Origin of the sequence: Hymenobacter guriensis (genome assembly GCF_015773195.1) — a bacterium.
GTDB lineage: Bacteria > Bacteroidota > Bacteroidia > Cytophagales > Hymenobacteraceae > Hymenobacter > Hymenobacter guriensis.
Genome location: NZ_JADWYK010000012.1, coordinates 1 through 23,076, shown reverse-complemented (window position 1 = coordinate 23,076; position 23,076 = coordinate 1). Strand labels below are relative to the sequence as shown.

22 protein-coding genes and 1 tRNA gene are annotated in these 23,076 nt (G+C 58.5%); 13 read left to right on the top strand and 10 right to left on the bottom strand.

Going from position 1 to position 23,076, the window contains the following annotated elements:
• Nucleotides 1-37: 37 nt before the first annotated feature.
• Nucleotides 38-1,834 carry a DUF885 domain-containing protein gene (locus tag I5L79_RS17250; RefSeq protein WP_196956319.1) on the top strand — a complete coding sequence of 599 codons (1,797 nt, stop codon included), beginning with the start codon at nt 38-40 and terminating at the stop codon, nt 1,832-1,834.
• 71 nt (nt 1,835-1,905) lie between these two features.
• Here the strand turns inward: I5L79_RS17250 and I5L79_RS17245 are convergent, their stop codons facing one another.
• Nucleotides 1,906-2,226: a hypothetical protein gene (locus tag I5L79_RS17245; RefSeq protein ID WP_196956318.1), complete on the bottom strand. Its 321-nt coding sequence runs from the start codon at nt 2,224-2,226 to the stop codon at nt 1,906-1,908.
• A 90-nt stretch (nt 2,227-2,316) separates the two neighbouring features.
• On the opposite strand from I5L79_RS17245, the gene I5L79_RS17240 reads away from it, so the two are divergent.
• Nucleotides 2,317-3,018, top strand: a complete 702-nt coding sequence (locus I5L79_RS17240) for a Dph6-related ATP pyrophosphatase (protein WP_196956317.1) — start codon at nt 2,317-2,319, stop codon at nt 3,016-3,018.
• A gap of 7 nt (nt 3,019-3,025) precedes the next feature.
• Here I5L79_RS17240 and I5L79_RS17235 read toward each other — a convergent pair whose 3' ends face one another.
• Together I5L79_RS17235 and I5L79_RS17230 are read right to left on the bottom strand one after the other, a co-directional pair.
• On the bottom strand, nt 3,026-4,528 hold the full coding sequence (locus I5L79_RS17235) for an HTTM domain-containing protein (RefSeq protein WP_196956316.1): 1,503 nt from the start codon (nt 4,526-4,528) through the stop codon (nt 3,026-3,028).
• Between the two features lie 119 nt (nt 4,529-4,647).
• Complete coding sequence (locus tag I5L79_RS17230; RefSeq protein WP_196956315.1) at nt 4,648-4,965, bottom strand: hypothetical protein; 318 nt, start codon at nt 4,963-4,965, stop codon at nt 4,648-4,650.
• A gap of 288 nt (nt 4,966-5,253) precedes the next feature.
• On the opposite strand from I5L79_RS17230, the gene I5L79_RS17225 reads away from it, so the two are divergent.
• From I5L79_RS17225 to I5L79_RS17215, 3 genes are all read left to right on the top strand, one after another.
• Nucleotides 5,254-5,670, top strand: coding sequence for a thiol-disulfide oxidoreductase DCC family protein (locus I5L79_RS17225; RefSeq protein WP_196956314.1), 417 nt, complete (start codon nt 5,254-5,256; stop codon nt 5,668-5,670).
• Between the two features lie 70 nt (nt 5,671-5,740).
• Nucleotides 5,741-6,745: a zinc-binding dehydrogenase gene (locus I5L79_RS17220; protein ID WP_196956313.1), complete on the top strand. Its 1,005-nt coding sequence runs from the start codon at nt 5,741-5,743 to the stop codon at nt 6,743-6,745.
• Between the two features lie 180 nt (nt 6,746-6,925).
• Nucleotides 6,926-7,189, top strand: coding sequence for a hypothetical protein (locus tag I5L79_RS17215; RefSeq protein ID WP_196956312.1), 264 nt, complete (start codon nt 6,926-6,928; stop codon nt 7,187-7,189).
• 62 nt (nt 7,190-7,251) lie between these two features.
• Here I5L79_RS17215 and I5L79_RS17210 read toward each other — a convergent pair whose 3' ends face one another.
• Together I5L79_RS17210 and rfaD are read right to left on the bottom strand one after the other, a co-directional pair.
• On the bottom strand, nt 7,252-8,643 hold the full coding sequence (locus tag I5L79_RS17210; RefSeq protein ID WP_196956311.1) for an FAD/NAD(P)-binding protein: 1,392 nt from the start codon (nt 8,641-8,643) through the stop codon (nt 7,252-7,254).
• Nucleotides 8,644-8,895: 252 nt separating this feature from the next.
• A complete protein-coding gene (gene rfaD, locus I5L79_RS17205) occupies nt 8,896-9,864 on the bottom strand; it encodes an ADP-glyceromanno-heptose 6-epimerase (RefSeq protein WP_196956310.1) in 969 nt (322 codons plus the stop codon).
• 235 nt (nt 9,865-10,099) lie between these two features.
• Between rfaD and I5L79_RS17200 the strand changes: the two genes are divergently transcribed.
• From I5L79_RS17200 to lpxB, 4 genes are all read left to right on the top strand, one after another.
• Entirely contained in the window at nt 10,100-11,020 is a 921-nt protein-coding gene (locus I5L79_RS17200) for an ABC transporter substrate-binding protein (RefSeq protein WP_196956309.1), read from the top strand.
• Nucleotides 11,017-12,021 carry a FecCD family ABC transporter permease gene (locus I5L79_RS17195; protein ID WP_196956308.1) on the top strand — a complete coding sequence of 335 codons (1,005 nt, stop codon included), beginning with the start codon at nt 11,017-11,019 and terminating at the stop codon, nt 12,019-12,021. The genes I5L79_RS17200 and I5L79_RS17195 overlap by 4 nt, the downstream gene beginning before the upstream one ends.
• Nucleotides 12,022-12,112: 91 nt before the next feature.
• Nucleotides 12,113-12,529, top strand: coding sequence for a 6-pyruvoyl trahydropterin synthase family protein (locus tag I5L79_RS17190; protein ID WP_196956307.1), 417 nt, complete (start codon nt 12,113-12,115; stop codon nt 12,527-12,529).
• 104 nt (nt 12,530-12,633) lie between these two features.
• Nucleotides 12,634-13,743 carry a lipid-A-disaccharide synthase gene (gene lpxB / locus I5L79_RS17185; RefSeq protein ID WP_196956306.1) on the top strand — a complete coding sequence of 370 codons (1,110 nt, stop codon included), beginning with the start codon at nt 12,634-12,636 and terminating at the stop codon, nt 13,741-13,743.
• A gap of 16 nt (nt 13,744-13,759) precedes the next feature.
• Here the strand turns inward: lpxB and I5L79_RS17180 are convergent, their stop codons facing one another.
• The 5 genes from I5L79_RS17180 to I5L79_RS17160 form a co-directional block, all read right to left on the bottom strand.
• On the bottom strand, nt 13,760-14,023 hold the full coding sequence (locus I5L79_RS17180) for a hypothetical protein (RefSeq protein WP_196956305.1): 264 nt from the start codon (nt 14,021-14,023) through the stop codon (nt 13,760-13,762).
• 77 nt (nt 14,024-14,100) lie between these two features.
• On the bottom strand, nt 14,101-15,324 hold the full coding sequence (gene clpX, locus I5L79_RS17175; protein ID WP_196956304.1) for an ATP-dependent Clp protease ATP-binding subunit ClpX: 1,224 nt from the start codon (nt 15,322-15,324) through the stop codon (nt 14,101-14,103).
• Between the two features lie 250 nt (nt 15,325-15,574).
• Nucleotides 15,575-16,282: a ClpP family protease gene (locus tag I5L79_RS17170; RefSeq protein ID WP_262894903.1), complete on the bottom strand. Its 708-nt coding sequence runs from the start codon at nt 16,280-16,282 to the stop codon at nt 15,575-15,577.
• 108 nt (nt 16,283-16,390) lie between these two features.
• Complete coding sequence (gene tig, locus I5L79_RS17165) at nt 16,391-17,722, bottom strand: trigger factor (protein ID WP_196956303.1); 1,332 nt, start codon at nt 17,720-17,722, stop codon at nt 16,391-16,393.
• 163 nt (nt 17,723-17,885) lie between these two features.
• Nucleotides 17,886-17,967: transfer RNA gene (locus tag I5L79_RS17160), tRNA-Leu, on the bottom strand.
• A gap of 250 nt (nt 17,968-18,217) precedes the next feature.
• Here I5L79_RS17160 and I5L79_RS17155 point away from each other — a divergent pair.
• From I5L79_RS17155 to I5L79_RS17140, 4 genes are all read left to right on the top strand, one after another.
• On the top strand, nt 18,218-20,425 hold the full coding sequence (locus tag I5L79_RS17155) for a RelA/SpoT family protein (RefSeq protein ID WP_196956302.1): 2,208 nt from the start codon (nt 18,218-18,220) through the stop codon (nt 20,423-20,425).
• 137 nt (nt 20,426-20,562) lie between these two features.
• A complete protein-coding gene (locus I5L79_RS17150) occupies nt 20,563-21,036 on the top strand; it encodes a Fur family transcriptional regulator (protein WP_196956418.1) in 474 nt (157 codons plus the stop codon).
• Nucleotides 21,033-21,380 (top strand): STAS domain-containing protein, encoded by a 348-nt coding sequence (locus tag I5L79_RS17145; protein WP_196956301.1) that lies wholly within the window; start codon nt 21,033-21,035, stop codon nt 21,378-21,380. The genes I5L79_RS17150 and I5L79_RS17145 overlap by 4 nt, the downstream gene beginning before the upstream one ends.
• Complete coding sequence (locus I5L79_RS17140; RefSeq protein ID WP_196956300.1) at nt 21,380-22,651, top strand: adenylosuccinate synthase; 1,272 nt, start codon at nt 21,380-21,382, stop codon at nt 22,649-22,651. The genes I5L79_RS17145 and I5L79_RS17140 overlap by 1 nt, the downstream gene beginning before the upstream one ends.
• Nucleotides 22,652-23,076: the final 425 nt, after the last annotated feature.

Genomic DNA, 23,076 nt, shown 5'->3' with positions numbered 1-23,076 from the left:
CGCTACATTCCGGCTCCCAACCTCTTTCCCTTCGTGTATGCGTAAAATTGCCTTAACGGGCCTCCTGGCCGGGGCGCTGCTGGGAAGCTGTTCCCAACAAAAATCCGCCGAAACTACTACGGACGCCGCTGCTACCCCTGCCGTGCAAGACCTCAACAAGCTGTTTGATAACTACTGGGAGGAAAATGCCAAGCTCTTTCCGCTGGATGCCACCTCCCAGGGCGACAACCGCTACAACGACCAACTGCCCAACGACGGCACCCGCGCCTTTCGCGAAAAGCAGCGCGCTACCTACCAAAGCTACCTCGACCAGCTGCACAAGTTCGACCGGGCCAGCCTGTCAGCCAACGACCAGATCAGCTACGACATCTTCGAGTACGAGATGCAGAGCCGGCTGGAAGGGCTGAAGCTCAACACCTGGATGATTCCGTTTCAGCAGTTCTGGGGGCTGCCGCTCAGCTTGGGCCAGTATGGCTCGGGCGAAGGCGTACAGCCTTTCAAGACGGTGAAGGACTACGAAAACTGGCTAGGACGCGTGCGGCAGTTTCCGGCCTGGGCCGATACGGCCATCAGCAACTTCCGTCAGGGAATGAAGACCGGCGTGGTACTGCCCAAAGCCCTGGTCGTGAAAATGATTCCGCAGATGCGCGACCTGGTGGTGAAGGATGCCGCCCAAAGCCTGTTTTACGGCCCCATCAACCGCTTTCCCAAGGAATTCACGGTAGCCGAGCGCAAGCAGTTGTCGTCGGCGTACCAGGAGGCTATCCTCACCCAACTCTCGCCTACTTACCAGAAGCTGGCTGATTTCCTGGAAAAAGAATACCTGCCGAAGGCCCGTGCCAGCACCGGCATCGGGGTTATTCCGGAAGGCCCGGAAACGTACCGCTACCTGGTGAAGTACTGGACTACTACGGAGAAAACGCCCGACGAAATTCACCAGATCGGCTTGCAGGAAGTGGCGCGCATCCGGGCGGAAATGGAGCAGGTAAAGCAGCAGGTTGGCTTCAAAGGCGACCTGAAGGCGTTTTTCGAGCAGCTGAAAACCGACCCAAAGCTGATGCCCTACAAAACGCCTCAGCAGATACTGGACGCTTTCCGGGTCATTCAGGCCAAGATTGACCCGAACCTGAAAAAGATGTTCGGCCGCACACCCAAAACGCCGTTTGAAATCCGCCAGACGGAAGCTTTTCGCGCTGCTTCCGCCTCGGCCGAGTACAACCAGGGCAGCCCCGACGGCTCCCGCCCCGGTATTTTCTATGTGCCCATCGTGGATGCCACCAAGTTCAACGTGACCTCGGGCATGGAGTCGTTATTTCTGCACGAGGCCATTCCCGGCCACCACTACCAGACGTCCCTGCAGCAGGAAAACGAAAGCCTGCCCAAGTTCCGCCGCTTTGCCTGGTACGGGGCCATGGGCGAAGGCTGGGCCCTTTACACGGAAAGCCTGGGCAAGGAACTGGGCCTCTACACCGACCCCTACCAGCGCATGGGCGCCCTGGGCGACGAAATGCTGCGCGCCGTGCGCCTGGTGGTCGATACCGGCATGCACGCAGGCACCATGACGCGGGAGCAGGCCATCCAGTACATGCTCGACAACCTGGCGCTCAGCGAAGAGGAAGATGTATCAGCCATTGAGCGGTATATGGCCATTCCGGGGCAGGCGCTCAGCTACAAAATCGGCCAGCTCAAAATCCGGGAGCTACGCACCCGCTACGAAAAGCAGTTGGGCAGCAAATTCAGCCTGAGCAGCTTCCACGACGAGCTGCTGAAGGACGGCGTGATGCCCCTGGCCGTACTGGAGCGCAAGATGGACGCCTGGGCCAAGACCCAGTAATGAGTTGCCCGTTGTCAGGTAGCTCATATTTGAACACTGACAACGGGCAACTGATAACGGACAACTGAAAACTATTCTTCGCGGGCCGAGCCGCGCTGCTGCGCCGACTCCTGCGGCATGTTCTGCACGGGCGAATTAGGGTCATTGGGGGAGCCTTGGATAGCTGCGTCAGTGGAGGTTTTCTGGTCGGCGGCCGAACCTTCCCCAATGGGCGTATTGGTGTTCTGCTGCCCGTTCACGCTGTCGCGCTCGGTGTCATTCTTCTGTGCGGGCGGCGCGTCGGTGAAGTCCTGGCTGGCCTGCGGGTCTTTGCCGGGCGTGTTGTTGTAGTCGCAGGAAGCCAGGGCGGCCAAGGCAGTTACGGCCAGCAGAAGGGCTGAAAGTCGTTTCATGGGGGTAGAGTATTGGATGCGGAGAAAATGGGTTGTGGCTTGCTATACGCAACCGGCCCCGAAAGGCTACTTCCCGCGTAGCTTTGCCTTATGGCCGCATCTGTTTTGCTTAACTGGAGCGGGGGCAAAGACGCCGCCCTCGCCCTCTACCACCTGCTCCACGACGCCCGCTACCACGTCACCGATTTGCTTACCAGCGTGTCGGCGCCCTATCAGCGCGTAGCCATGCACGGCGTACGGGTGGAGCTGCTGGAGGCGCAGGCCCGGCATATTGGCTTGCCGCTAAAGCAGCTCCTGCTGCCCGACATGCCGGATATGGCCGCGTACGAGCAGCAGATGGCCGCTGCGTTGGCGCCGCTCCAGGCCCGTGGGATAACACATGCCGCCTTCGGTGACATTTTTCTGGAAGACCTGCGCTTGTACCGGGAGCAGCAGCTGGCACAAGTGGGCTTGGCGGCCGTGTTCCCGCTCTGGCAGCGCGACTCGCTGGAGCTGCTGCGCGAGTTCTGGGCGCTGGGCTTTCGGGCCGTAGTGGTCTGCGTAAACGAACAGCAACTCGACCAAAGCTTCTGTGGCCGGCTCCTGGATGAGGATTTCGTGCGCGACCTGCCACCCGGCGTTGACCCCTGCGGCGAGAATGGTGAGTTTCATTCCTTTGTGTTCGAGGCGCCCTACTTTCAGGAGCCGGTGCTGTTTACTTTTGGCGAGCAGGTACGGCGCACGTATCCGGCTCCGGCGGGCAGCCCGGCGGCCACAGCTGGCTTCTGGTTTCAGGATCTGCTGCCCGCGTAAGGCAGCGCTACTTGGGCGCGCAGGAGCACAGTACCTCCCGCGTGGGGCGGGCCACCTGATAGTCAGGCAACGATATTTCCTTCATGTACACCACCTCTAGCTGGCGCAGGGGCGGGTGAGCGGGGTTTTGGTGCCAGATGCGCAGCAGGTAGTTGCAGTAGTAGGGGCGCATGTAGCTGTTTGTTACAAACAGGTAGTTCTCCGTGTACTTGCGCCACCGGTCGTTTTTGAACAGCGCCACCACCGAGGCGGGCTTGGCGTAGCTCACGGGCCGGCCGCTGCGGTTCAGGTCGAGGCGCTGCCCGGTGGCGGTAGTGCCTTCCATAATAAACCAGCCGTCATCCTTGAACACGGCCGGCGCAAACATGCCCCAGCGCTGGTCTACGCGAAACAGGTAGCCAAACCAGCGCACGGGCTCGGCCATCTTCCACCGAAACTGCGGCAGCGTATCCAGGTTCCACCAGCAGATGTACACCAGCAAGACGCTTACGGCCACGTCGCGTAAATGGCGCAAAGGGCGTCGGCTGCCCGTCGGGGCCGTTCGCCCTTGTACGCTCACTTGTATTGGCTGCCAGCGGGCCCAGGCGCTACGCCAGGCGTGCGTGCGTGCTGCCAGTCGGGTCCAGCGCGGACGCAGCCAATGGGCGAGGCGGCTTAGCACGCTGGGCGGCAGCAGCCCCAGCACCGAGGCCATGTTGATTAGGTAAAATAACCCTACGAACAGGGTGAGGCTGATGCCCAAGTGAAACGCGTACAGCACCCCCACAAACAGCAGGCGCCACCACGCGGTACGGAATGGCAAAAACAGCAGAAACGGCAGTAGCAGCTCGGTGTAGTACGTCAGCAGCGTGAGCCCGCGCAGCAGCTCGGCGTGGGGGTACAGCCAGCGGCCCAGCGGCATCAGGATCTGGTCGAGGCTGAGGGCATAGTAAATGGCCGTGCCGTCGTGGTTCCACTCGGGGCTGTTTTTGAGCAGGGCCGTACACCAGTATACCAGGGCCAGCTGTACCACGTACGCCACCGTAGCCGCGCTGATATATCGGTAGGAAGAGGGCAGTGGCTGACGGTGGCTATCCAGGGAATACACGCGGCCCCAGGGCAGGAAAAGGCCCCAGAACAAGAGCATGCGCAGCAGGTCGTCGCCACCCTGCACGATAAGCGGGTTACGGTTCTGTAAGGATATCAGCAGAAGCCAGGAAAGAGCCGTGGCCCAGCGCGTTTTGTAGCCCAGCAATACGGCTACTGCCGCCAGCGCGGCCAGCCCAAACCACATTGCCTGCACGGCCCACAGGCCGCTACTCGTGTGCAGCGAAAACTCGTAGGGGTTCCAGCAGAACTGAAACAACACGTGTAGCGGCAGCACGCCCAGGTTGGTGTAGTGCGCCTCCAAGTCGGTGCTGCGGATGGCGAGGTCTGTCAGTACCACGGCGCCGGTAGCTATGCGCAGGAGGGCCAGGGCGCGCAGGTCCAGGGCAAACGGATTCTGTAGGCCGGGTAGTTTTGGCAGCATACGCAGTAGGGTAATCAGCTGAGCCGGGCAGCCAACACGCGGAAAGCGGAAAGGCCTTCTACGCCCGTTTGGGGTAGAGCCTTTCCGCTTTCACGTAAAGAAGCTACTAAGTAAGCCGACTAGCGGTTGGGCGTGCCGGTTGTGGTACCGCTGGTGGTAGAACCACTCGTAGTGCCGCTGGTCGTACCGGTTGTGGTGCTGCCGCTGGTGCTGCCAGTCGTAGTGGAGCCACTGGTAGTACCGCTGGTAGTACCCGAGGTCGAGGTGCCATCGGTAGTAGAGCCCGAAGTAGAGGTGCCGTCGGTGGTAGAAGTACCACTGGTTGTGCCGCTAGTCGTGCCGTCAGTCGTGCTGTTCACATCCGAAGTAGAAGAGCAGGAGCTGAAGCCCAGGCTGGTAGCGGCCAGTACGGCGGCCAGGAAAATTGACTTTTTCATGTGAAAGGAGAGTTGGTGAGTGGTAAGAAAGGGAGAATATAGAGCAAGAATACTGCTGGTCGAAAAGAAAAGTTGTCTGAAAAATTCACGCTTTTGCTTACGGTTCAGCTTTATACAGGAGCCCTTATATAGCTGCGGGCTCACTCTGCACTCAACTGCAGTTAATAGGAAATTCGTCCAGAATAAAGCCCTAGGGTGATTTAACCCGGGGAAAGTGCCATTAACGAGTTAGCCGCGTACTACACTTTCCGGTGTGGTAGCGGTTAGGTACTACCACCCTGATTCAGCATGCAAAAATCTTCTTCAATTATTCTCTTCGACGGCGTCTGCAACCTCTGCAACGGCTTCGTACAGTTCATTATTCGCCACGATGCAGCCGGGTATTTTCGCTTTGCGGCCCTGCAGTCGGCCGAGGGACAGGCGCTGCTGGCGGCTCATGGCATCAGCCTGCCGGCCCTTTCCGACCCCGACTCAGTGGTGCTGGTAGCCGATGGCCAGGCTTATCAGCACTCCACGGCCGTGTTGCGTATTGCCCGCCGCCTGGGGGGCATCTGGCCGGTGTTAGCAATAGGACTGCTGGTGCCTAGGGCCTGGCGCGACGCGGCCTACCGGCTGGTGGCCCGTAACCGCTACCGTTGGTTTGGCAGGCAGGAAGCGTGTCTGCTGCCCACACCCGCCCTGAAAAGTCGTTTCCTAGGTTCCTAGCAGCCCGGTATTTTTTCGGAAGTTGCAGCCGCTGTTCCAGCCTCTCACGTTTTTTCTTTTTCTCCCGCCTATGCTTGCCCTTGTTCTCGATGGTATTGATCAGCCCCTGCAGCTGCGCGAAGTACCTAAGCCCGCTCCCGCGCCCGGCGAGGTGCAGGTGCGGCTGCAGGCCGCTGCCCTCAACCACCGCGACGTCTGGATTCAGAAAGGGCAGTATGCCGGCCTGAAGTTTCCCATTATCCTCGGCTCCGATGGGGCCGGTCGGGTGTCGGCAGTAGGGGAGAGCGTGGAGCCGGGTCTGCTGGGGCAGGAGGTGCTCATCAACCCCGGCCAGAACTGGGGCGACAACCCGGCGGCTCAGGCGCGAAGCTTTACCATTCTGGGGCTGCCCCAGGATGGTACGTTTGCCGAGTATGTGTGCGTGCCCGCCCGCGTCGTGCAGGCCAAGCCCACGCACCTATCGTTTGCCCAGGCCGCCGCGCTGCCGCTGGGGGGCGTCACGGCTTACCGGGCATTGTTTACGCGGGCGGCCCTGCAGCCCGGCGAGCGGGTACTCATCAGCGGCGTGGGCGGCGGTGTGGCTTTGCTGGCTTTGCAAATGGCTGTGGCGGTAGGGGCCGAGGTGTGGGTGACATCGGGCTCGGCGGAAAAGATTGCCAAAGCTGTGGCTTTGGGCGCCAGGGGCGGCATCAGCTACCACACCGAAAAGTGGCCCGCCCAGCTTACCAAAGAGGCTGGTGGAGGCTTTGATGTGGTAGTAGACAGCGCCGCCGGCCCCGGCTTCAACGATTTACTTGACGTGGCCGCGCCGGGTGCGCGCATTGTGTTCTACGGGGGTACGCAAGGCGCCATTCCACAGGTGCCGCCCGCCAAAATCTTCTGGAAGCAGCTTTCCATTCTGGGTTCTACCATGGGCACCGAGCAGGACTTTGCCCGGATGGTCGCTCTGTTCGAGCAGCACCAGCTTGTGCCCGCTATCGACGAAATTCTGCCCCTGGCCAGTGGCGAAAAGGCCTTGCGCCGCATGGAGCAGGGCCTGCAGTTTGGCAAAATAATCCTGCAGATTCTGGAGTAAGTCGCCGAGTGGCGTTGGGCTTGGCGGTTTGTTGTGTGAAGAGGATAATGTTCTGATAATCAAAGATAAAATTTTGTATCGGCTTAATGATTTTCAAGGTTTTTCGGAATGAAACGAGGGCGAGAATCGTTATCAATCTGAACATCTGAAACGCTCATTCGACGCCGAATTTTTTATCCGATGAAAGCACCTGCTGAGTACCTCAACGCCCCTGTTCTTTACCTGTCGTATCCCACCGGAGAAGCCGCCGAGTCGGTGCCCGTGGTGACCTACGACGACGCGCTGCTGGCCGTGGAAGCTGCCCTGGCCGATGCCGAGCGGTACCGCTACCTGCTGATGCGCGCCCTGCGCCGGCACCGCACCGATGAGCCTGCCGTGCACCCCTCGTTGGGTAGCAGCACGCCCGTAGTGCCCATGTACTCCGAAGAGGATATGGCGGCTTAATCTTTTTCCTGAACCGTTCGTTTTGTCGGGCCCACTGCTTGCTGCAGGTGGGCCTGTTGTTTTCACGCCTGCTGCAGTCTTGCTGCCAGGTACTGTGCCAACTCGGCTGCCTGCTGCCGCAACTCCGGCACGGCCGTCGACTCGAAGGACTGCGGGCGCCGGCTGGCTCCCAGCGTGAACAGGACGCTGGAAGTGGTTTTATCAGCCTGAATAAGGGCCCCATGCGCATCGGTGAGCAAACCTAGCCGGAGCGGGTCGGGCTGGAGTAAGCCGGCCTGGCGCATCTGCACAATGAGTGGGTCCTGGATCCGGGTGTAGTCCAGCAGTGGACCGGTGCAGGCAATGACATGCTGCGCCGTGAGTGTGCTGGTGTGACTGCCGTGCCGGGCCTGCACCCGTAGCGCCTCGCCCAGCGGCTCAATGTGCTGCACCCGGCCTACGTGTTGAGTAAGTTGCCCACTGCGGCGCATTTCTTCCAGCACCGCCACGTTTTGCGGAGGGCTGCGGTGGCGCACAGTCGTCCAGAAAGACGCCAGATGCCGCAGAAACCGGCTTTGCTCTGCCTGGGGCCAGGCCAGCCAGATCCGACCTAAGTCGGGACGCAGCGAGTCCAGCACCGGGCGCCAGTCGATATCGGCAGCGGCGGCCTCTCGGATTTCCTGGCGCACGGCGCGCAGCACGCTGCTTACACTGGTCAGGCCGCGCAGGCAGCGGGTGTAGAACTCCGGATAAGCCGGCTGGGCCGCTATATGCGGCGTGGGCCAGCGTCCGTGGCCGGAAACCACCATGATGGACCCCTGATGCCCCTGAGCCCGCAAGCCCAGCACCACATCTACTGCCGTCAGCCCCGAGCCAATCAGCAGCACCGAGTCGTGAATGGCAATATTGCGCAGTGCCCCCGTCTCCCAGGGGCTGCCATGAAACCCAGGGTGGGAAAGGTACCGGTCGTCGGTTGATCGAGCGGGGGGCAGCAGCGGAAAATTGCCCAATGCCAGCACTACCGCGTCACTCACGAGCTGTGTGCCCGAGACCAGCTCCACGGCAGCGGCCTGACCTGCGGCAGCCGGAAGTACGGCGCTGGCGTGGGTTTGGTGCCAGTGAAACCGCAGCCCATTAGCCGCCGGCGCGGGCAGCAGTACCTGAGTCATTTCCTGCACGTAGCGGCCGTACAGCTGGCGCGGGCAGAAGGCCTGAGCGTCGGCGGCAGGTTCGTTGCGGCCAAGCCATTCGGTGAAGTGCGCAGGCTCGTCAGCCAGGAGGCTAAGCGCGCGGGCCCGGACATTCAGCAGGTACTCGGGCCGGTCGGCGCTGTACGCCAGGCCCCGCCCCAGCACCGGGCGGGGCTCTACAACATGCACGTCGCCGCAGTAGGAGCCGGGCAGGCGGGCCAGGTGCGCCGCCAGCGCCGACCCGGAAAATCCTCCGCCCAGAATGGTGATAACACTGCGTGGCACCGGCAAAATTGTTAAAGGCAGTTGGTAGGCTCCGTTCGAAATGAAAGATGCCTATAAGGAACCGCTACAACGAGTTCCTCCGCCTAAAAGGTAGTGCCCAAATGCGCGCGGCCTGCCCGCATCCTCAGCGCCAGCTGCCCGGACAATGGGTGCCGGATTGTAGGTCAGGATATTAGATTCAGTGTATAAGATTATGGCAGCCGCAAGCTGAGCGTTGGAACGTGGCGCATGCCGACCGTCCGCATCCGATGGTTAATAGTAGGCGCCGGGCATCAGGTAGTTGCGCACGTAGTCGCGGATGCCGTCTTCCAGGCGCGTGAAGGGCTGGTCGTAGCCAATGCTGCGCAGCTTGCGCATATCTGCCTCGGTGAAGTACTGGTACTTGTCGCGGATGTCCTCGGGCGTATCCCTGAAGTGGATGTCAGCGGTAAGGTCCAGCGCGGCGAAGGTGTTCAGTGCCAGGTCCAGGAAAGTGCGGGCCTCGCCGGTGCCCAGGTTGTAGATGCCCGAGTGCTGACGGTGATGCATCAGGAAATAGCACACTTCCACCACGTCCTTCACATACACGAAGTCGCGCATCTGCCCGCCATCGGTGTAGTCGGGGTTGTGGGACTTGAACAGCACCATTGAGCCGCTTTGCCGGATCTGCTCGAAGGCGTGCAGAATCACGGAGGCCATGCGGCCCTTGTGGTACTCGTTGGGGCCGTACACGTTGAAAAACTTCAGCCCGGCCCAGAAAAACGGCTTTTCCGTTTGCTGTACAGCCCAGTTGTCGAAGTCATTCTTGGAGTCGCCGTAAGGGTTGAGGGGGCGGTAAAGCGGCAGCAGCGCGTCGTCCTGGTCGGAGTAGCCAAGCGTGCCGGAGCCATAAGTAGCCGCCGAGGAGGCATACACCAGCGGGAGCTGGTAGCGTACGCAGGCCTGCCACATCTGCTTGCTGTAGTCGAGGTTGAGCAGGTCCAGCACGGCGTGGTCCTGCTCCGTGGTATCGGTACGGGCGCCCAGATGAAAGATGAACTCCACCTGTTCGTGGTTGACATCGAGCCAGTCGAAAAACTCGCCCCGGTCCACGTACTCGCGCAGGCGCTTGCCCTGCAAGTTGGCCAGCTTGCGCTCTACGGAGAAGTTATCGACCACCACCACATCGTTGAAGTTGGCGGCATTAAGGCGGGTGACAAGGCAGCTGGCAATAAAGCCGGCCGCACCGGTTACAACAATCATAGGGCAGAATATTTACGCCAAAGGTAGCCGGTTGCCAGGATTCAGTTGTCAGTTGATCAAGGAGCCGACGGTTGCATTGGTGCTGTTGATGTAGGCGTAATCGTCTGCCAAATCCGGGCAGTCCGAGAAATCCGTGCGAAACGAAGTTCGGCGTAGCCAATCCGTGGTTGCGTCGTTCTAAAAATCCGTGGAATCCGCTGAAATCTGCGCGAATCCGTGGTCTATCTTTGCCGCCATGCGCTTTTCCCTTCGCCGACTGCTGCCCGTTGGGTTTCTACTAAACTGTTTGGTGGCTTGTCAGCCTGAAAAAACAAGTTACACCACGCCAGCCGCTACCACGCACTGGGTGACCGATGACCTCGGCCACCGCCTGCAGCTACCCACGCAGCCCCGCCGTATCATGGCCCTGGCTCCGTCCATGACGGAAATGCTCTACGCCGTGGCCGATACGGCTACCATCGTGGCCCGCACCCAGGTCTGCGACTTTCCGGCCCCCGCGCTACGCAAGCCGGTGGTGAACAGCTACCCGCTGGATATGGAAAAGCTCGTGGGCCTGCATCCCGATGTGGTTTTCACCGTGGAGGGCATTACGTCCCAGGATGATGTGGCGCGGCTGCAGCAGCTGGGCGTGCCGGTGTACTGCCAGCGCTACGCTACTGTCGAAGACATCTTTCAGGGCATGCAGAGCCTGGGCCAGCTGCTGGGCCGCTCCGGTCCTGCCCGCCACCTCACCGATTCCCTGCGCACGGCCCTGCAAGCTATCCAACGCACTGCCCCCACGGCGGCAACGCGGCCGCGGGTGCTGGCTATTACCTGGCAGGACCCCATCTACGTGTACGGGCAGAATACGCTGTTTACCGACAAGATCCGGCTGGCCGGGGGGCAAAATGCCCTCACGGAGGTATTTGCCCAGCCGTACCCGGCTCTTACCCGGGAGTACATTCTGCGCCTGAACCCTGAGGTGCTGCTGGGCGGCCGTTTCGGACAGCTTGATAGCACGTTTTTCAAGGCATATCCCGAGCTGCGCCGCATTCAGGCCTACCAGAACCGGCGCGTATTTGCCGTTACGGGCAACCTGATGGAGCGGCCCGGCCCGCGCGTGGTGGAGTCGGTGCGGGAACTGCAGCGGCTGCTTGGGCAGCCGGCGAGGCCATGAAGACCGGGCGTGCCGGCCTCTGGCTGCTGCTGGGCAGCGGCGCGCTGCTGGGGCTGCTGCTGCTGGGGCTGCGCGTGGGCTCCTTTGCCATCGACTTCGACCTGATGTGCCGCGCCCTGTTGCACTACGACCCCACCGAGCCCGCCCAATTGGTGCTGGTGCAGCTGCGGCTTCCCCGGCTGCTGCTGGCCGCGCTGGCCGGCGCCGGCCTGGCCGTGAGCGGCTACCTCATGCAGGCAATGGTAAATAACTCCCTGGCCGACCCCTACCTGCTGGGCACGGCCTCAGGCGCGGGGCTAGGAGCGGTGCTGTGCTTCGCGCTGCTGCCTACGCTTACCTGGGCCGGCATCTACCTGCCGCCGGTGGCTGCCTTGCTGGGCGCCCTGGGCACTACCTTGGTGGTGGTGGCCCTGGGAATGGACCGGGGCCAGCTGCGGCCCGCGCCGCTGCTGCTGGGCGGCATAGCCGTTGGTTCCCTGGCTACGGCCATTAGCGGTCTGCTCACGTTCCTTTCCGATACGCCCGACAAGCTGCGCACCGTCACGTTCTGGGCCATGGGCAGCTTCGAGCGGGCCGGCTGGAACCTGCTGCCGTACCCCACGCTGGCTTTGGCGGGCACGCTGGGGCTATTTGCCTTTCTGCAGAAAGACTTGGCCATTCTGCTGCTGGGCGAAGAGCGGGCCGAGGCGCTGGGCGTGCCCGTAGCGCGCCTGCGTTGGATTTTGATAGTATCAGCCTCGGTGCTCACGGGCTGCGTGGTGGCCTTGTGCGGCCCTATTGGCTTTGTGGGGCTGATGATGCCGCACGTCACGCGCTGGCTGCTGGGCGTGACGGGGCGCTGGAATCTGCTGGTGTGTGCGCTGCTGGGCGGCTGCTTCCTGCTGGCCTGCGACTTGCTAGCCCGCTTGCTCTATCCGCCGGCCGGCGTGCCCGTTGGTATCGTTACGGCCCTGTTCGGCGTACCGTTCTTCGTATATTTGCTGCGAAAACAAGGGTCTTAGGGTCTTGGGGCTTAGGATCCTGGTGGATGTTCCTTCGGGAGCTTGAGCCAGTATAGCCAAGACCCCAGCACCCAAAGATCCCAAGACCCCAATGATTTACGTCAGCCGACAGGAACACTTCAACGCCGCACACAAGCTGTATAACCCGGCCTGGAGCGAGGAGCGTAACAAGGAAGTGTTCGGCCCTTGCTCCAATACCAACTGGCACGGCCACAACTTCGACCTCATCGTGACGGTAAAAGGTATGCCCAGCCCCGATACCGGCTTCGTAGTGGATTTAAAAGCCCTCAGCAGCCTTATCCGCGAGCATATCATTGCCCAGGTCGACCACAAAAACCTGAACCTTGACGTGCCTTTTATGAGCGGTAAGCTCGCCAGCACTGAAAACCTCGTTTTGGCTTTCTGGGAAATTCTGCAGCGCGAGCTACCACGCATTACCACGGCTCAGCTGCACTGCCTCAAGCTCTACGAAACGCCCCGCAACTTCGTGGAGTATTACGGCGAGTAATTAATTAAGAATTAAGAATTAGTAATTAAGAATTGGCCACCGGAAGCGGATAAACCAATGCTAGTTACCAGGAATTCTTAATTTCTAATTTTTAATTCTGAAGAATGAAATACTACCTGATAGCGGGCGAGCGGTCCGGGGATTTTCACGCGGCTAACCTGATGCGGGCACTCCGGCAGCAGGATCCGACGGCCGAGTTCCGTTTCTGGGGTGGCGACCAGATGCAGGCCATTGGCGGCGAGCTGGTGCACCACTATCAGGAAATGGCCATTATGGGCTTCTGGGAAGCCGCTACCAGCCTGCTCAAGTTTCGCGGATACCTCAAGGAAGCCCAGCAGGATCTGCTTTCCTGGAAGCCGGACGTGGTGATTCTGGTAGACTACGCGGGCTTCAATATGCGGATTGCCAAGTTTGCCAAGGTGCAGGGCATCAAAACGTTCTACTATATCTCGCCCAAGATCTGGGCCTGGAACCAGGGCCGCGTGCACCAGGTGAAGAAGGTGGTAGACCGGATGTTCGTGATTCTACCCTTCGAGGAGGAGTTCTACCAGGGCTTCGACTATAAAGTAGACTACATTGGCAACCCCACATCCGATGCCGTGGCTGAGCACCCGGTAAGTGCGGACTTTTATCAGCGCAACCACCTCGACCCGGAGCGGCCTATTATTGCGGTGCTGCCCGGCTCGCGCAAGCAGGAAATCGAGGAAATGCTCTTCGAAATGACGGCCATTATTCCGCCGTTTCTGGATTACCAGTTCATCGTGGCGGGCGTCGATAACCTCGACGCGAATTACTACGCTCACTTCGAGCGCAACAACGTGCGCATCATCTTCGACCAGACCTACGACCTACTGGCCCACGCCAAAGCGGCCCTGGTGACGAGCGGCACCGCCACGCTGGAAACGGCCCTGTTCGACGTGCCGCAGGTGGTGTGCTACCGTACCAGCGCCGTGTCGTACGCCATCAGCAAAGCCGTTATCAAGGTGAAGTTCATTTCCCTGGTCAACCTCATTGCAGGCCGGGAAGTAGTAAAGGAGCTCATTCAGGGCGAATTCAACTCCCGCAACCTCGTTACGGAGCTCAAAAAGATTACCGCCGACGAAGCCTTCATTGCCCGGCAGAAAGCCGGCTACGCCGAAATCCGCGCCAAGCTAGGCCAGCAGCGCGCCGCCGAAAAAGCCGCAAAGCTGATGGTAGGGTATTTGAAGAAGTGAATTTGGGGGCATTAGCCTAGATATTCCAATCACGAAAAAGCCAAGTCACTACTGAAAACCAGAGGGTTATGCCTGCCACAGCCAAGAATGTCCACGAAGCAATAGTTGTCTTTCCAACTTTTTCCTCCCAACGAATAATACCGCGCGCAGCCAGCATAAATAAGCCGATTTGAAGAAAACCAATTAAGATAAAATGCCCACTGAGATGCGCTAGACTCAATAAAAAAGCTGCCAGCATTGGGAGCCAGATGGCTACTTGATAAGAGAAAGTACTGCGCATAGTATAAAGTAGAAAAGGCTCGGTCGACAAGTTACTTAACTTATCGACCGAGCCTTTTCATGGAAAACTAATTACGCTTACGCCGCACGCAGCTGCTTCAGCGGCGAGCTTTCAAACTTGCTGCGGGCGTATTCCTCGTCGATGATGAGCTCCTGCACGCCTTCTTCGGAGGGCATATCGAACATGGCGTCGGTCATGATGCTTTCGCAGATGCTGCGCAGGCCGCGGGCGCCGAGGCGGTACTCGTCGGCTTTCACCACAATGTACTCCAGCGCCCCTTCAGAGAAGCTCAACTGGATGTTTTCCATTTCGAACAGGCGCTGATACTGCTTCACGATGGAGTTTTTGGGCTCTGTCAGGATTTTGCGCAGGGTAGCGTGGTCGAGCGGGTTGAGGTGGGTGAGTACGGGCAGGCGGCCGATGAGCTCGGGAATGAGACCAAACTGCTTGAGGTCCATAGCCGTCACGTAGCGCAGGAAGTTCTGCGTGTCGATTTTGTCCTCCAGCTGCGTCTTGGCAAAGCCCATGGGCTTGGTGTTGAGGCGGCTCTTGATGATGCGCTCAATGCCTACGAAGGCCCCGCCGCAGATAAAGAGGATGTTTTCGGTGTTCACCGTAATCATCTTCTGCTCGGGGTGCTTGCGGCCGCCGTGCGGGGGCACGTTCACGGTGGTGCCTTCCAGGAGCTTCAGCATGGCCTGCTGCACGCCCTCGCCGCTCACGTCGCGCGTGATGCTGGGGTTGTCGCTCTTGCGGGCAATCTTGTCGATTTCGTCGATGTAGACGATGCCGCGCTCGGCCGCTTCCACGTTGTAGTCGGCGGCCTGCAGCAGGCGCGTGAGGATACTTTCCACGTCCTCGCCCACGTAGCCGGCCTCCGTCAGTACGGTAGCATCGGCAATGCAGAAAGGCACCTGCAGAATGTTGGCCAGCATGCGCGTGAGGAAGGTTTTGCCCGTGCCGGTTTCGCCCACCATGATGATGTTGGACTTCTCAATCACCACATCGTCCTTCTGCGGTTTCTGCATCAGGCGCTTGTAGTGGTTGTACACGGCCACCGACATCACCTTCTTGGCTTCGTCCTGGCCCACCACGTACTGATCGAGGTACTCCTTCATCTCGCGGGGTTTCACGAGGTTGAATTTAGGAGTCTTCGAGTTCGAGCGAATCTTGTTTTCCTCGTTCAGGATTTGTTGGGCCTGCCCCACGCACCGCTCGCAGATGTGGGCGTTAATGCCCGAAATCATCACGGTAACGTCTTTTTTGCTCTTGCCGCAGAAGGAGCACGTAATATCTGCCATGGATAGAAGACTCTCGAAAAAGGGGAGGGGTTGCCAGGCAACGGCCCGGCAGCTCGCAAAGGTACGAAAAGGCCAACGCCCCGCGCACGAGAAAAAGTGCCAAAGGGCGAGGTTCCTACTTTTACACGGAAAAGCCCACTACTGATTTTCAGATCAATAGCGGGCTTTTCCGTGTCATTCCGAACGAAGTGAGGAATCTGATTCTGTTCCCAGATTCCTCACTTCGTTCGGAATGACAAAAATCAGAGGCTTACGCGGTTTTCTTTTCGAGCACTTCGTCGATCAGGCCGTACTCCTTGGCTTCGTCGGCACGCATCCAGTAGTCACGCTCCGAGTTGTCGTAGATTTCCTGGTAGGTTTTGCCGGTGTGCTTGGCCAGAATGTCGTAGAGCTCTTTCTTAAGCTTGAGAATCTCACGGGCCGTAATTTCAATATCCGTCGACTGGCCTTGTGCGCCACCGGAGGGCTGGTGAATCATGACACGAGCGTGGGGCAGGGCAGAGCGCTTGTCTTTGGCACCACCAGCCAGCAACACTGCACCCATCGAAGCAGCCAGACCGGTGCAGATGGTGGCTACGTCGGGGTTCACGTACTGCATCGTGTCGTAGATGCCGAGGCCAGCGTACACTGAGCCACCCGGCGAGTTAATGTAGAGCAGAATGTCCTTCTTGGCATCGGCCGACTCCAGGAACAGCAGCTGGGCCGTGATGATGTTGGCAATGTAGTCGTCGACGGCCGTACCCAGGAACACGATACGGTCCATAATCAGGCGCGAAAACACGTCGATTTCGGCGAAGCGCGTGGGGCGTTCCTCAATTACGGAGCGCGTCATGCCGGTGGGCAGCATCATGCCGGAGCGCACCTGGCCTTCCACGTGCTGCAGGTATTGATCAACACCCAGGCCGCTCAGGCCCTGGCCTTTCACGGCGAACTTGCGGAACTCTTGTTTATTCAGCATGGAGGAAAAGGGAGTAGAAATGGTAGAGCAAAAACCGACGGGCAACAAAAAAGCCCCAACGGCAAGTAAGGGCTTTTTTGTTGGTTTGAAAACCAGGCAGGCTAGCGGTTAGCTGGCTGGCTGATTGCGGAAGTCCTCGGCCGAAATCGGAGTGTCATTAACAACAATTTTGCCGCGCAGGTTTTCGAGTACTTTCTCTGCCAGAATGGCTTCATACTCCTGAATATAGTTTTTGCCGTTTTCCTGCTTGAGGTAGTTGTCGGCAAAGCCGCGCACCGATTCGCGCATCTCCTCGCTTACCTCGGGCAGGTTGAACTGGCCCATAATCTTCTCGATGGTACGCTCTACGATTTCCTCGTTCGATACCTTTAAGCCTTGCTCCTCAACCACTTTGTTGCGGATCATCGACCATTTCAGTTCCCGCTCATAGTCGTTGTAGTGCTCTTCTACCTGCTCGGCCGTCAGCTTGCCTTCGTTGGCGCGCAGCAGCCACTTCTTAAAGAACTCCGTCGAAACCTTGATTTCGGTGGCGTCTACCACTTTGTCAATGATCTGCCGGTTGATCAGGTTGTCAGCCTCCCGGTCGTAGTTTTCCTGCACCGTGGAGCGCACTTTGGCATCAAACTCCTCTTTCGTCGAAACCGAGTCTTTGCCAAACACTTTGTCGAACAAATCCTGGTTGTGCTCGGCGTGGGCCGTGCGGGTAATTTTCTCCACGGCCAGCGTGTAGTCACCGCTTACTTTGGCGGCTTCGTCCTTGCTCAGGCCCGAGAAGTTGGCAATGGCCGAAGCGTCGCCATCAAACGCCTTGCTCAGGTCGAAAGTCAGCGTGTCGCCGGCTTTCACACCTACAAACTGCTCTGCGCCGTTCTTTACCTTGTTCGTGGGCAACAGCACCGTGCGGCCTTCACCTTCTTCGTCGGCCTTCTTCAGCTTGCCAAATAGGTAGTCGCCAGCTTCCGACTCGTCGGGGTTGGTGGTTTCGCCGAACTGGCGGCCAATCTGCTCGTAGGTTTCGCTCAGCGTGTTTTCGTCGAGTTCTACCTGGTGGCGGTCCACCGAAATAGCCTGGTCGGCGGGCAGCTCGAAGTCGGGCAGCAAGCCCAGCTCAAACCGGAACTCGTAGTCCTTCTGAGCGTCAAAATCCACGTCGGAGGGCACGGGCAGCGGCTCACCCAGGATTTTCACGTTGTTTTCCTTGATGTAGCCATCCACGGCCTTGTTGAGCAAGGCATTGATTTCGTCTACCAGGATGCCTTTGCCGTACATTTTGCGCACCAGGGTAGTGGGCACTTTGCCCGGGCGGAACCCTTTGATCTGCGCTTTCTTGCTGTATTCTTTCAGCTTGCTTTCTACGGCCGGGCTATAGTCAGCTTCGGCGAGCTTTACTGTCAGGATGGCACTCAGCTGGTCGTCGGTTTTGTCGAGGGTAATGTCCAAAACGGGTCGTCGGTTAGGGTAGGTAAGAAAAGGTAGCGTTGGTGGCTGCCAGCCGCCGTGGGCCCAACCCCGCACAGCGGTGGACGCCCGGGAAAAACAAACCCCCAACCGTTGGGTTGAGGGCTAAGGGGAACGGTTTGGGTACTGAACTTAAACCAATAAGTGCGGATGGAGGGACTCGAACCCACACGCCTTGCGGCACCAGATCCTAAGTCTGGCACGTCTACCAATTTCGCCACATCCGCCAAAAGGCCGTTTGCCTCGGGGCCGCAAAGCTACGCAAGGCCGCGGGATTTTCAAACGTGGGCGCGAAATGTGCGCAAAAGTTGTTTAACAATAGCCGCCTGCCGTGCCTGCCTGGCCGTTTTGCCTTGTTAGCCGACCGTTTGGTGGCAGCCCGTGAGGTTTCCAGCGAATGACGTCCTAAACCCGCCGCAGCCTTCGTACTTTCGTAGCATCCGTACTTTACCGGTCTTTTGTGGGCCGGCCGCACCTATGGCAACTCCTATCGACCCCGAGGCAGAGCGCAATGAGATTCTGCGCCACTACCGCCGCCTGCTCCGCACGGCCAAGCCCTTTCTGCAGGGCAACGACGCCAAGCTGATCAAAAAAGCCTTCAATACGTCCCTGGAGGCCCACAAGGAAATGCGCCGCAAATCGGGCGAGCCGTACATTCTGCATCCGCTGGCAGTGGCTCAGATCGTGGTGGAGGAAATTGGCCTGGGTACTACGGGTATTGTAGCCGCGCTGCTGCACGATGTAGTGGAGGACACGCCCTGGGAGGTGGCCGACGTGGAGCGTGAGTTCGGTAAGAAGGTAGCCCGCATCGTGGATGGCCTCACCAAGATTTCGGGCGTGTTTGAGTACGGCACCTCCGAGCAGGCCGAGAACTTCCGCAAGATGCTGTTCACGCTCTCCGAGGACGTGCGCGTGATTCTCATCAAGCTTGCCGACCGGCTGCACAACATGCGCACGCTCGACTCGATGCCGCGCCACAAGCAGCTCAAAATTGCCTCTGAAACCATTTACCTCTATGCCCCGCTGGCTCACCGCCTGGGCCTCTACGCCATCAAAAGCGAGTTGGAGGACCTGTATCTGAAGTACACCGACACCGAGATATACAAGGAACTGGTGAACAAGGTGCGCCAGAGCCGCAGTGCCCGCAACCGCTTCATCAAGGAGTTCGTCACGCCCATCGACGACGAGCTGCAGGTGCAGGGGTTCGACTACGAAATCAAGGGCCGGCCGAAAAGCATCTATTCCATCCTGAAAAAGATGCGCAAGCAGAACATTGGCTTCGAGGAAGTGTATGATCTGTTTGCCATCCGCATTATTCTGGATGTGCCTTATGAGCAGGAAAAAGCGGCCTGCTGGCAGGTGTACAGCATCGTCACGGATTTCTACCAGCCCAACCCCGACCGTCTGCGCGACTGGGTCAGCACGCCCAAGGCCAATGGCTACGAGAGCCTGCACACCACCGTTATGTCGCGCGCCGGGCAGTGGGTGGAGGTACAGATCCGGTCCCGCCGCATGGACGATATTGCCGAGAAAGGCTACGCCGCGCACTGGAAGTACAAAGACACCGGCACCAGCCCGGCCGAGTCGAGCTTGGAGGCCTGGATAAACAAGGTGCGCGAAATGCTCGAAACCAACAACTCCAGCGCCCTGGAGTTCATGGACGAGTTCCGCCAGAACCTGTTTGTGAAGGAGGTATATGCCTTTACGCCCAAAGGCAAGCTGGTGATTCTGCCCGACAAGTCTACGGCCCTGGATTTTGCTTTCGAAATCCACTCCCAGATTGGCTTGCAGTGTCTCGGCGCGAAGGTGAACCAGAAGCTGGAGCCCCTCAGCTACCAGCTCCGCAATGGCGACCAGGTAGAAATCCTGACCTCGCAAAAGCAGCGCCCCACGGAGGAATGGCTCAACTACGTTATTACCTCCAAAGCCCGGGGCCGCATCCGCGAGTACCTGCGCGACGACAAGCGTACCAAGGCCGAAGATGGCCGCTACTTGGTGGAAAAGCGGCTGGAGCTGCTGGGTGTGGAGTTTTCGCCCGACAACGTGAACCGCCTGCTGGCGCATTTCAACGTATACAACCCGCAGGATTTCTACTACCGGCTGGCTATTGGGCAAATTGATGGGCGCGAAATCAAGGAAAGCCTGTTCGACCCCAATATGGAGCCGCCGAAGATGCCCTCCATGCTGGAGCCGAAAGCCTTCGACCATGAAGTGCAGAAAATCCGGGGCGTGAATGCCAATATGCTGGTGATAGGGGAACAGACCGAGAAATTCGACTACACCATTGCGCCGTGCTGCAACCCCATTCCCGGCGACGACGTGTTCGGCTTCGAAACGGAAAACGGCATTGTCATCCACCGTACATCCTGCCCGAAAGGCGTCGACCTCATGTCGAATTACGGCAACCGCATCGTGCGCGCCAAGTGGACAGATCAGCTGGAACTGGCCTTTCTGGCTGGTCTGCGCATCAAAGGCTCCGATAGGGTAGGGCTGGTAAACGATGTAACACGCATCATTTCCAACTCCCTGAAGGTGAATATGCGCTCTATCACGATTGACTCCAACGACGGTATGTTCGAAGGCCAGATCATGGTTTTCGTCAATGACACCGACCACTTGAACAAGCTTATTCAGCGCCTATCGAAGGTAAACGGGGTTTTGCAGGTGGAGCGGTTTGCCTCTTAGTATAAAAGAGTCTTAAGAGTATAAGTAGGTACAAGGCTACAGCAGCGCTCAGTCAGTAAATAACCGAAATCTGTACAGCGGCAAAATCCTTTGCTTACCTACCTTTGTTGCTCCTTATATATAAGGATGCACCCCAAATGCTGGATCAGGAGAAATTTGACGAGGTAAAGAAAATCTTCACCGCGTATTTAGAAAACAAGGGCCTGCGCAAAACGTCGGAGCGTTATGCCATTCTGGAAGAAATCTACTCGCGCACCGGCCACTTCGATGTGGAAGAGCTGTACGCCGGCATGAAGCAGCAGGGCCTGCAGGTAAGCCGCGCCACGGTGTACAATACCCTCGATCTGCTGGTAGAGCACGGGCTGGTCAGCAAGCACCAGTTTGGTCGTAACCTGGCCCAATACGAGAAAAGCTATGGCTACCGGCAGCACGACCATGTCATCTGCACTGAGTGCCACAAGGTGGTTGAGTTCTGCGACCCGCGCATCCACGGCATCCAAACCATGGTCGGCGAGTTGCTCAACTTCCATATCTTGCACCACTCTTTGAACCTATACGGGGTATGCGGCGACTGTCGCGCCAAAGCCGCTGCCCGCTCTTTAGCCGAATGAAAACCGAAGCCGCCGTCCAGAACGGCATCCTGTACGTGCGCCTGGCCGGCGACCTGATTGGCTCCCCCGACTCGCAGCAGCTGCTGCACACGGTGAACGAGCAGCTGGGTGAAGACGTCACGCTTTGCGCCATCGACCTGTCCAACGTGCGTTTCATCAATAGCACTGGCATCGGCGTGCTGGTATCGGTGCTCACCAAATTTCGCAATCAAGGCGGCGAGCTGGTTTTGATTAACCCTTCCGACCACATTCAGAAGCTGCTGGTCATCACCAAGCTCAACGCCATTTTCACCGTGGCCGCTACCGATACCGAAGCGGCCGAACACTTGAAAGCCATACGCTAATGCCTGTTGACGTACTCGTCGGATTACAGTGGGGAGATGAAGGGAAGGGAAAAATCGTAGACGTACTCGCGCCAACCTACGATGCAGTCGCCCGGTTTCAGGGCGGCCCCAATGCTGGCCACACACTTTATTTCGATGGCGTAAAGCACGTGCTGCACCAGGTGCCCTCGGGCATCTTTCACTCCCATATCATTAATGTAGTCGGCAACGGCGTCGTCCTCGACCCCGTTGTTTTCCGCCAGGAGCTGCAAAAGCTGACGGACCGCGGCATTGACTGGGCCAAGAACCTCTACATCTCCCGCAAAGCCCAGCTCATTCTGCCCTCTCACCGCGCCCTCGACCGTATCAGCGAAGAAGCCCGGGGCGGCGGCAAGATTGGCTCCACGCTTAAGGGCATTGGCCCCACGTATCAGGATAAAATCGGCCGCACCGGCCTGCGTGTCGGCGACGTGCTGCTGCCCGATTTCCAGGAGCGTTACCAGGAAGCCGTAGACCGGCACGCCACCCTAGCTGCTTTTCACAACCGGGAGTTGGAAATCGAGTCCCTGGAAGCCGACTTTTTTTCCGCCGTTGATTTCCTGCGCGCACTGCAGCTAGTCGATACCGAGTATCTGCTGAACGATTTGCTGCAGCAAGGCAAAAGCATTCTGGCCGAAGGCGCGCAGGGCTCCATGCTGGACATTGATTTCGGCACTTATCCCTTCGTAACATCCTCCAGCACCATTGTAGCTGGTGCCTGCACGGGCCTCGGTATTGCGCCACGTCATATAGATAAGGTATACGGTATCAGCAAAGCCTACTGCACACGAGTCGGCAGCGGCCCCTTTCCTACCGAGCTGCACGACGCAGTAGGGGAGCAGATCCGGGCAGCTGGCCGCGAGTTTGGGGCCACCACCGGCCGCCCGCGCCGTTGCGGCTGGATTGATTTGCCTGCCCTCCGCTACAGTATTATGCTCAATGGTGTCACCGAAATCCACCTCATGAAAGCCGACGTGCTGGATGAGTTCGATGAAATCCAGGTGTGCACCCACTACCGCGCCGCCGACGGCACCGAAACCGACCAGCTTCCGGACTATGCCGCCCTGCAAACCATGGTGCCTGTATATAAGGCTATGCCGGGCTGGCGCACCTCTCTGCAGGAAATAACTGACCCTGAAAAGTTGCCCAAAGAGCTACTGACGTACGTTGAGTTTCTCGAAGAGCATCTAAACGTCCCCATCCGTATCGTCAGCGTCGGCCCGGATAGAGTAAGCACCCTACACAGAGCATAAAAGCGGTAATAGCCAGAACGAGCAAGTGACTATGTTACTTGCTCGTTCTGGCTATTACCGCTTCAAAACCTAATTTTAAGAGTAAGCAAAGCATATCTATGCTGATTTGATAAATTTCTCTATTCCTAATGAACTTTTGAATATCGATAAGTAGTTAGGCCACAGTGCACTTTAGAATCAAGTGCAAACACAATACGTGGGCCTCCAAGTAAAACTTGCTAGCAAGACTTGGAAAAGCGGGCAGAAAGTCTCACTTTTGCACTCCCAAACCGGGACGCGGTTGGGCAGTGCTTCGGGCAAACGCAGGAATAGTCCTATATAGGGCTGGTTTCTGGTATTCATGGGATATAACTCCGGAAGAGAAAAAAGTTTGCCAGCAGGGTTGCAAAAGCGGATAGAGGTTTCGTACCTTTGTCCTCCCGAAG

What these genes read in the sequence shown, in the direction of transcription:
- I5L79_RS17215 (WP_196956312.1), top strand. Translation starts at nt 6,926, where the DNA reads ATGAAAGCACCTGCTGAGTACCTCAACGCCCCTGTTCTTTACCTGTCG.
- lpxB (WP_196956306.1), top strand. Translation starts at nt 12,634, where the DNA reads ATGAAATACTACCTGATAGCGGGCGAGCGGTCCGGGGATTTTCACGCG.
- I5L79_RS17250 (WP_196956319.1), top strand. Translation starts at nt 38, where the DNA reads ATGCGTAAAATTGCCTTAACGGGCCTCCTGGCCGGGGCGCTGCTGGGA.
- I5L79_RS17245 (WP_196956318.1), bottom strand. Translation starts at nt 2,226, where the DNA reads ATGAAACGACTTTCAGCCCTTCTGCTGGCCGTAACTGCCTTGGCCGCC.
- I5L79_RS17170 (WP_262894903.1), bottom strand. Translation starts at nt 16,282, where the DNA reads ATGCTGAATAAACAAGAGTTCCGCAAGTTCGCCGTGAAAGGCCAGGGC.
- I5L79_RS17150 (WP_196956418.1), top strand. Translation starts at nt 20,563, where the DNA reads ATGCTGGATCAGGAGAAATTTGACGAGGTAAAGAAAATCTTCACCGCG.
- I5L79_RS17240 (WP_196956317.1), top strand. Translation starts at nt 2,317, where the DNA reads ATGGCCGCATCTGTTTTGCTTAACTGGAGCGGGGGCAAAGACGCCGCC.
- I5L79_RS17230 (WP_196956315.1), bottom strand. Translation starts at nt 4,965, where the DNA reads ATGAAAAAGTCAATTTTCCTGGCCGCCGTACTGGCCGCTACCAGCCTG.
- I5L79_RS17180 (WP_196956305.1), bottom strand. Translation starts at nt 14,023, where the DNA reads ATGCGCAGTACTTTCTCTTATCAAGTAGCCATCTGGCTCCCAATGCTG.
- clpX (WP_196956304.1), bottom strand. Translation starts at nt 15,324, where the DNA reads ATGGCAGATATTACGTGCTCCTTCTGCGGCAAGAGCAAAAAAGACGTT.
- rfaD (WP_196956310.1), bottom strand. Translation starts at nt 9,864, where the DNA reads ATGATTGTTGTAACCGGTGCGGCCGGCTTTATTGCCAGCTGCCTTGTC.
- I5L79_RS17195 (WP_196956308.1), top strand. Translation starts at nt 11,017, where the DNA reads ATGAAGACCGGGCGTGCCGGCCTCTGGCTGCTGCTGGGCAGCGGCGCG.
- I5L79_RS17235 (WP_196956316.1), bottom strand. Translation starts at nt 4,528, where the DNA reads ATGCTGCCAAAACTACCCGGCCTACAGAATCCGTTTGCCCTGGACCTG.
- I5L79_RS17220 (WP_196956313.1), top strand. Translation starts at nt 5,741, where the DNA reads ATGCTTGCCCTTGTTCTCGATGGTATTGATCAGCCCCTGCAGCTGCGC.
- I5L79_RS17225 (WP_196956314.1), top strand. Translation starts at nt 5,254, where the DNA reads ATGCAAAAATCTTCTTCAATTATTCTCTTCGACGGCGTCTGCAACCTC.
- I5L79_RS17190 (WP_196956307.1), top strand. Translation starts at nt 12,113, where the DNA reads ATGATTTACGTCAGCCGACAGGAACACTTCAACGCCGCACACAAGCTG.
- I5L79_RS17200 (WP_196956309.1), top strand. Translation starts at nt 10,100, where the DNA reads ATGCGCTTTTCCCTTCGCCGACTGCTGCCCGTTGGGTTTCTACTAAAC.
- I5L79_RS17140 (WP_196956300.1), top strand. Translation starts at nt 21,380, where the DNA reads ATGCCTGTTGACGTACTCGTCGGATTACAGTGGGGAGATGAAGGGAAG.
- I5L79_RS17155 (WP_196956302.1), top strand. Translation starts at nt 18,218, where the DNA reads ATGGCAACTCCTATCGACCCCGAGGCAGAGCGCAATGAGATTCTGCGC.
- I5L79_RS17145 (WP_196956301.1), top strand. Translation starts at nt 21,033, where the DNA reads ATGAAAACCGAAGCCGCCGTCCAGAACGGCATCCTGTACGTGCGCCTG.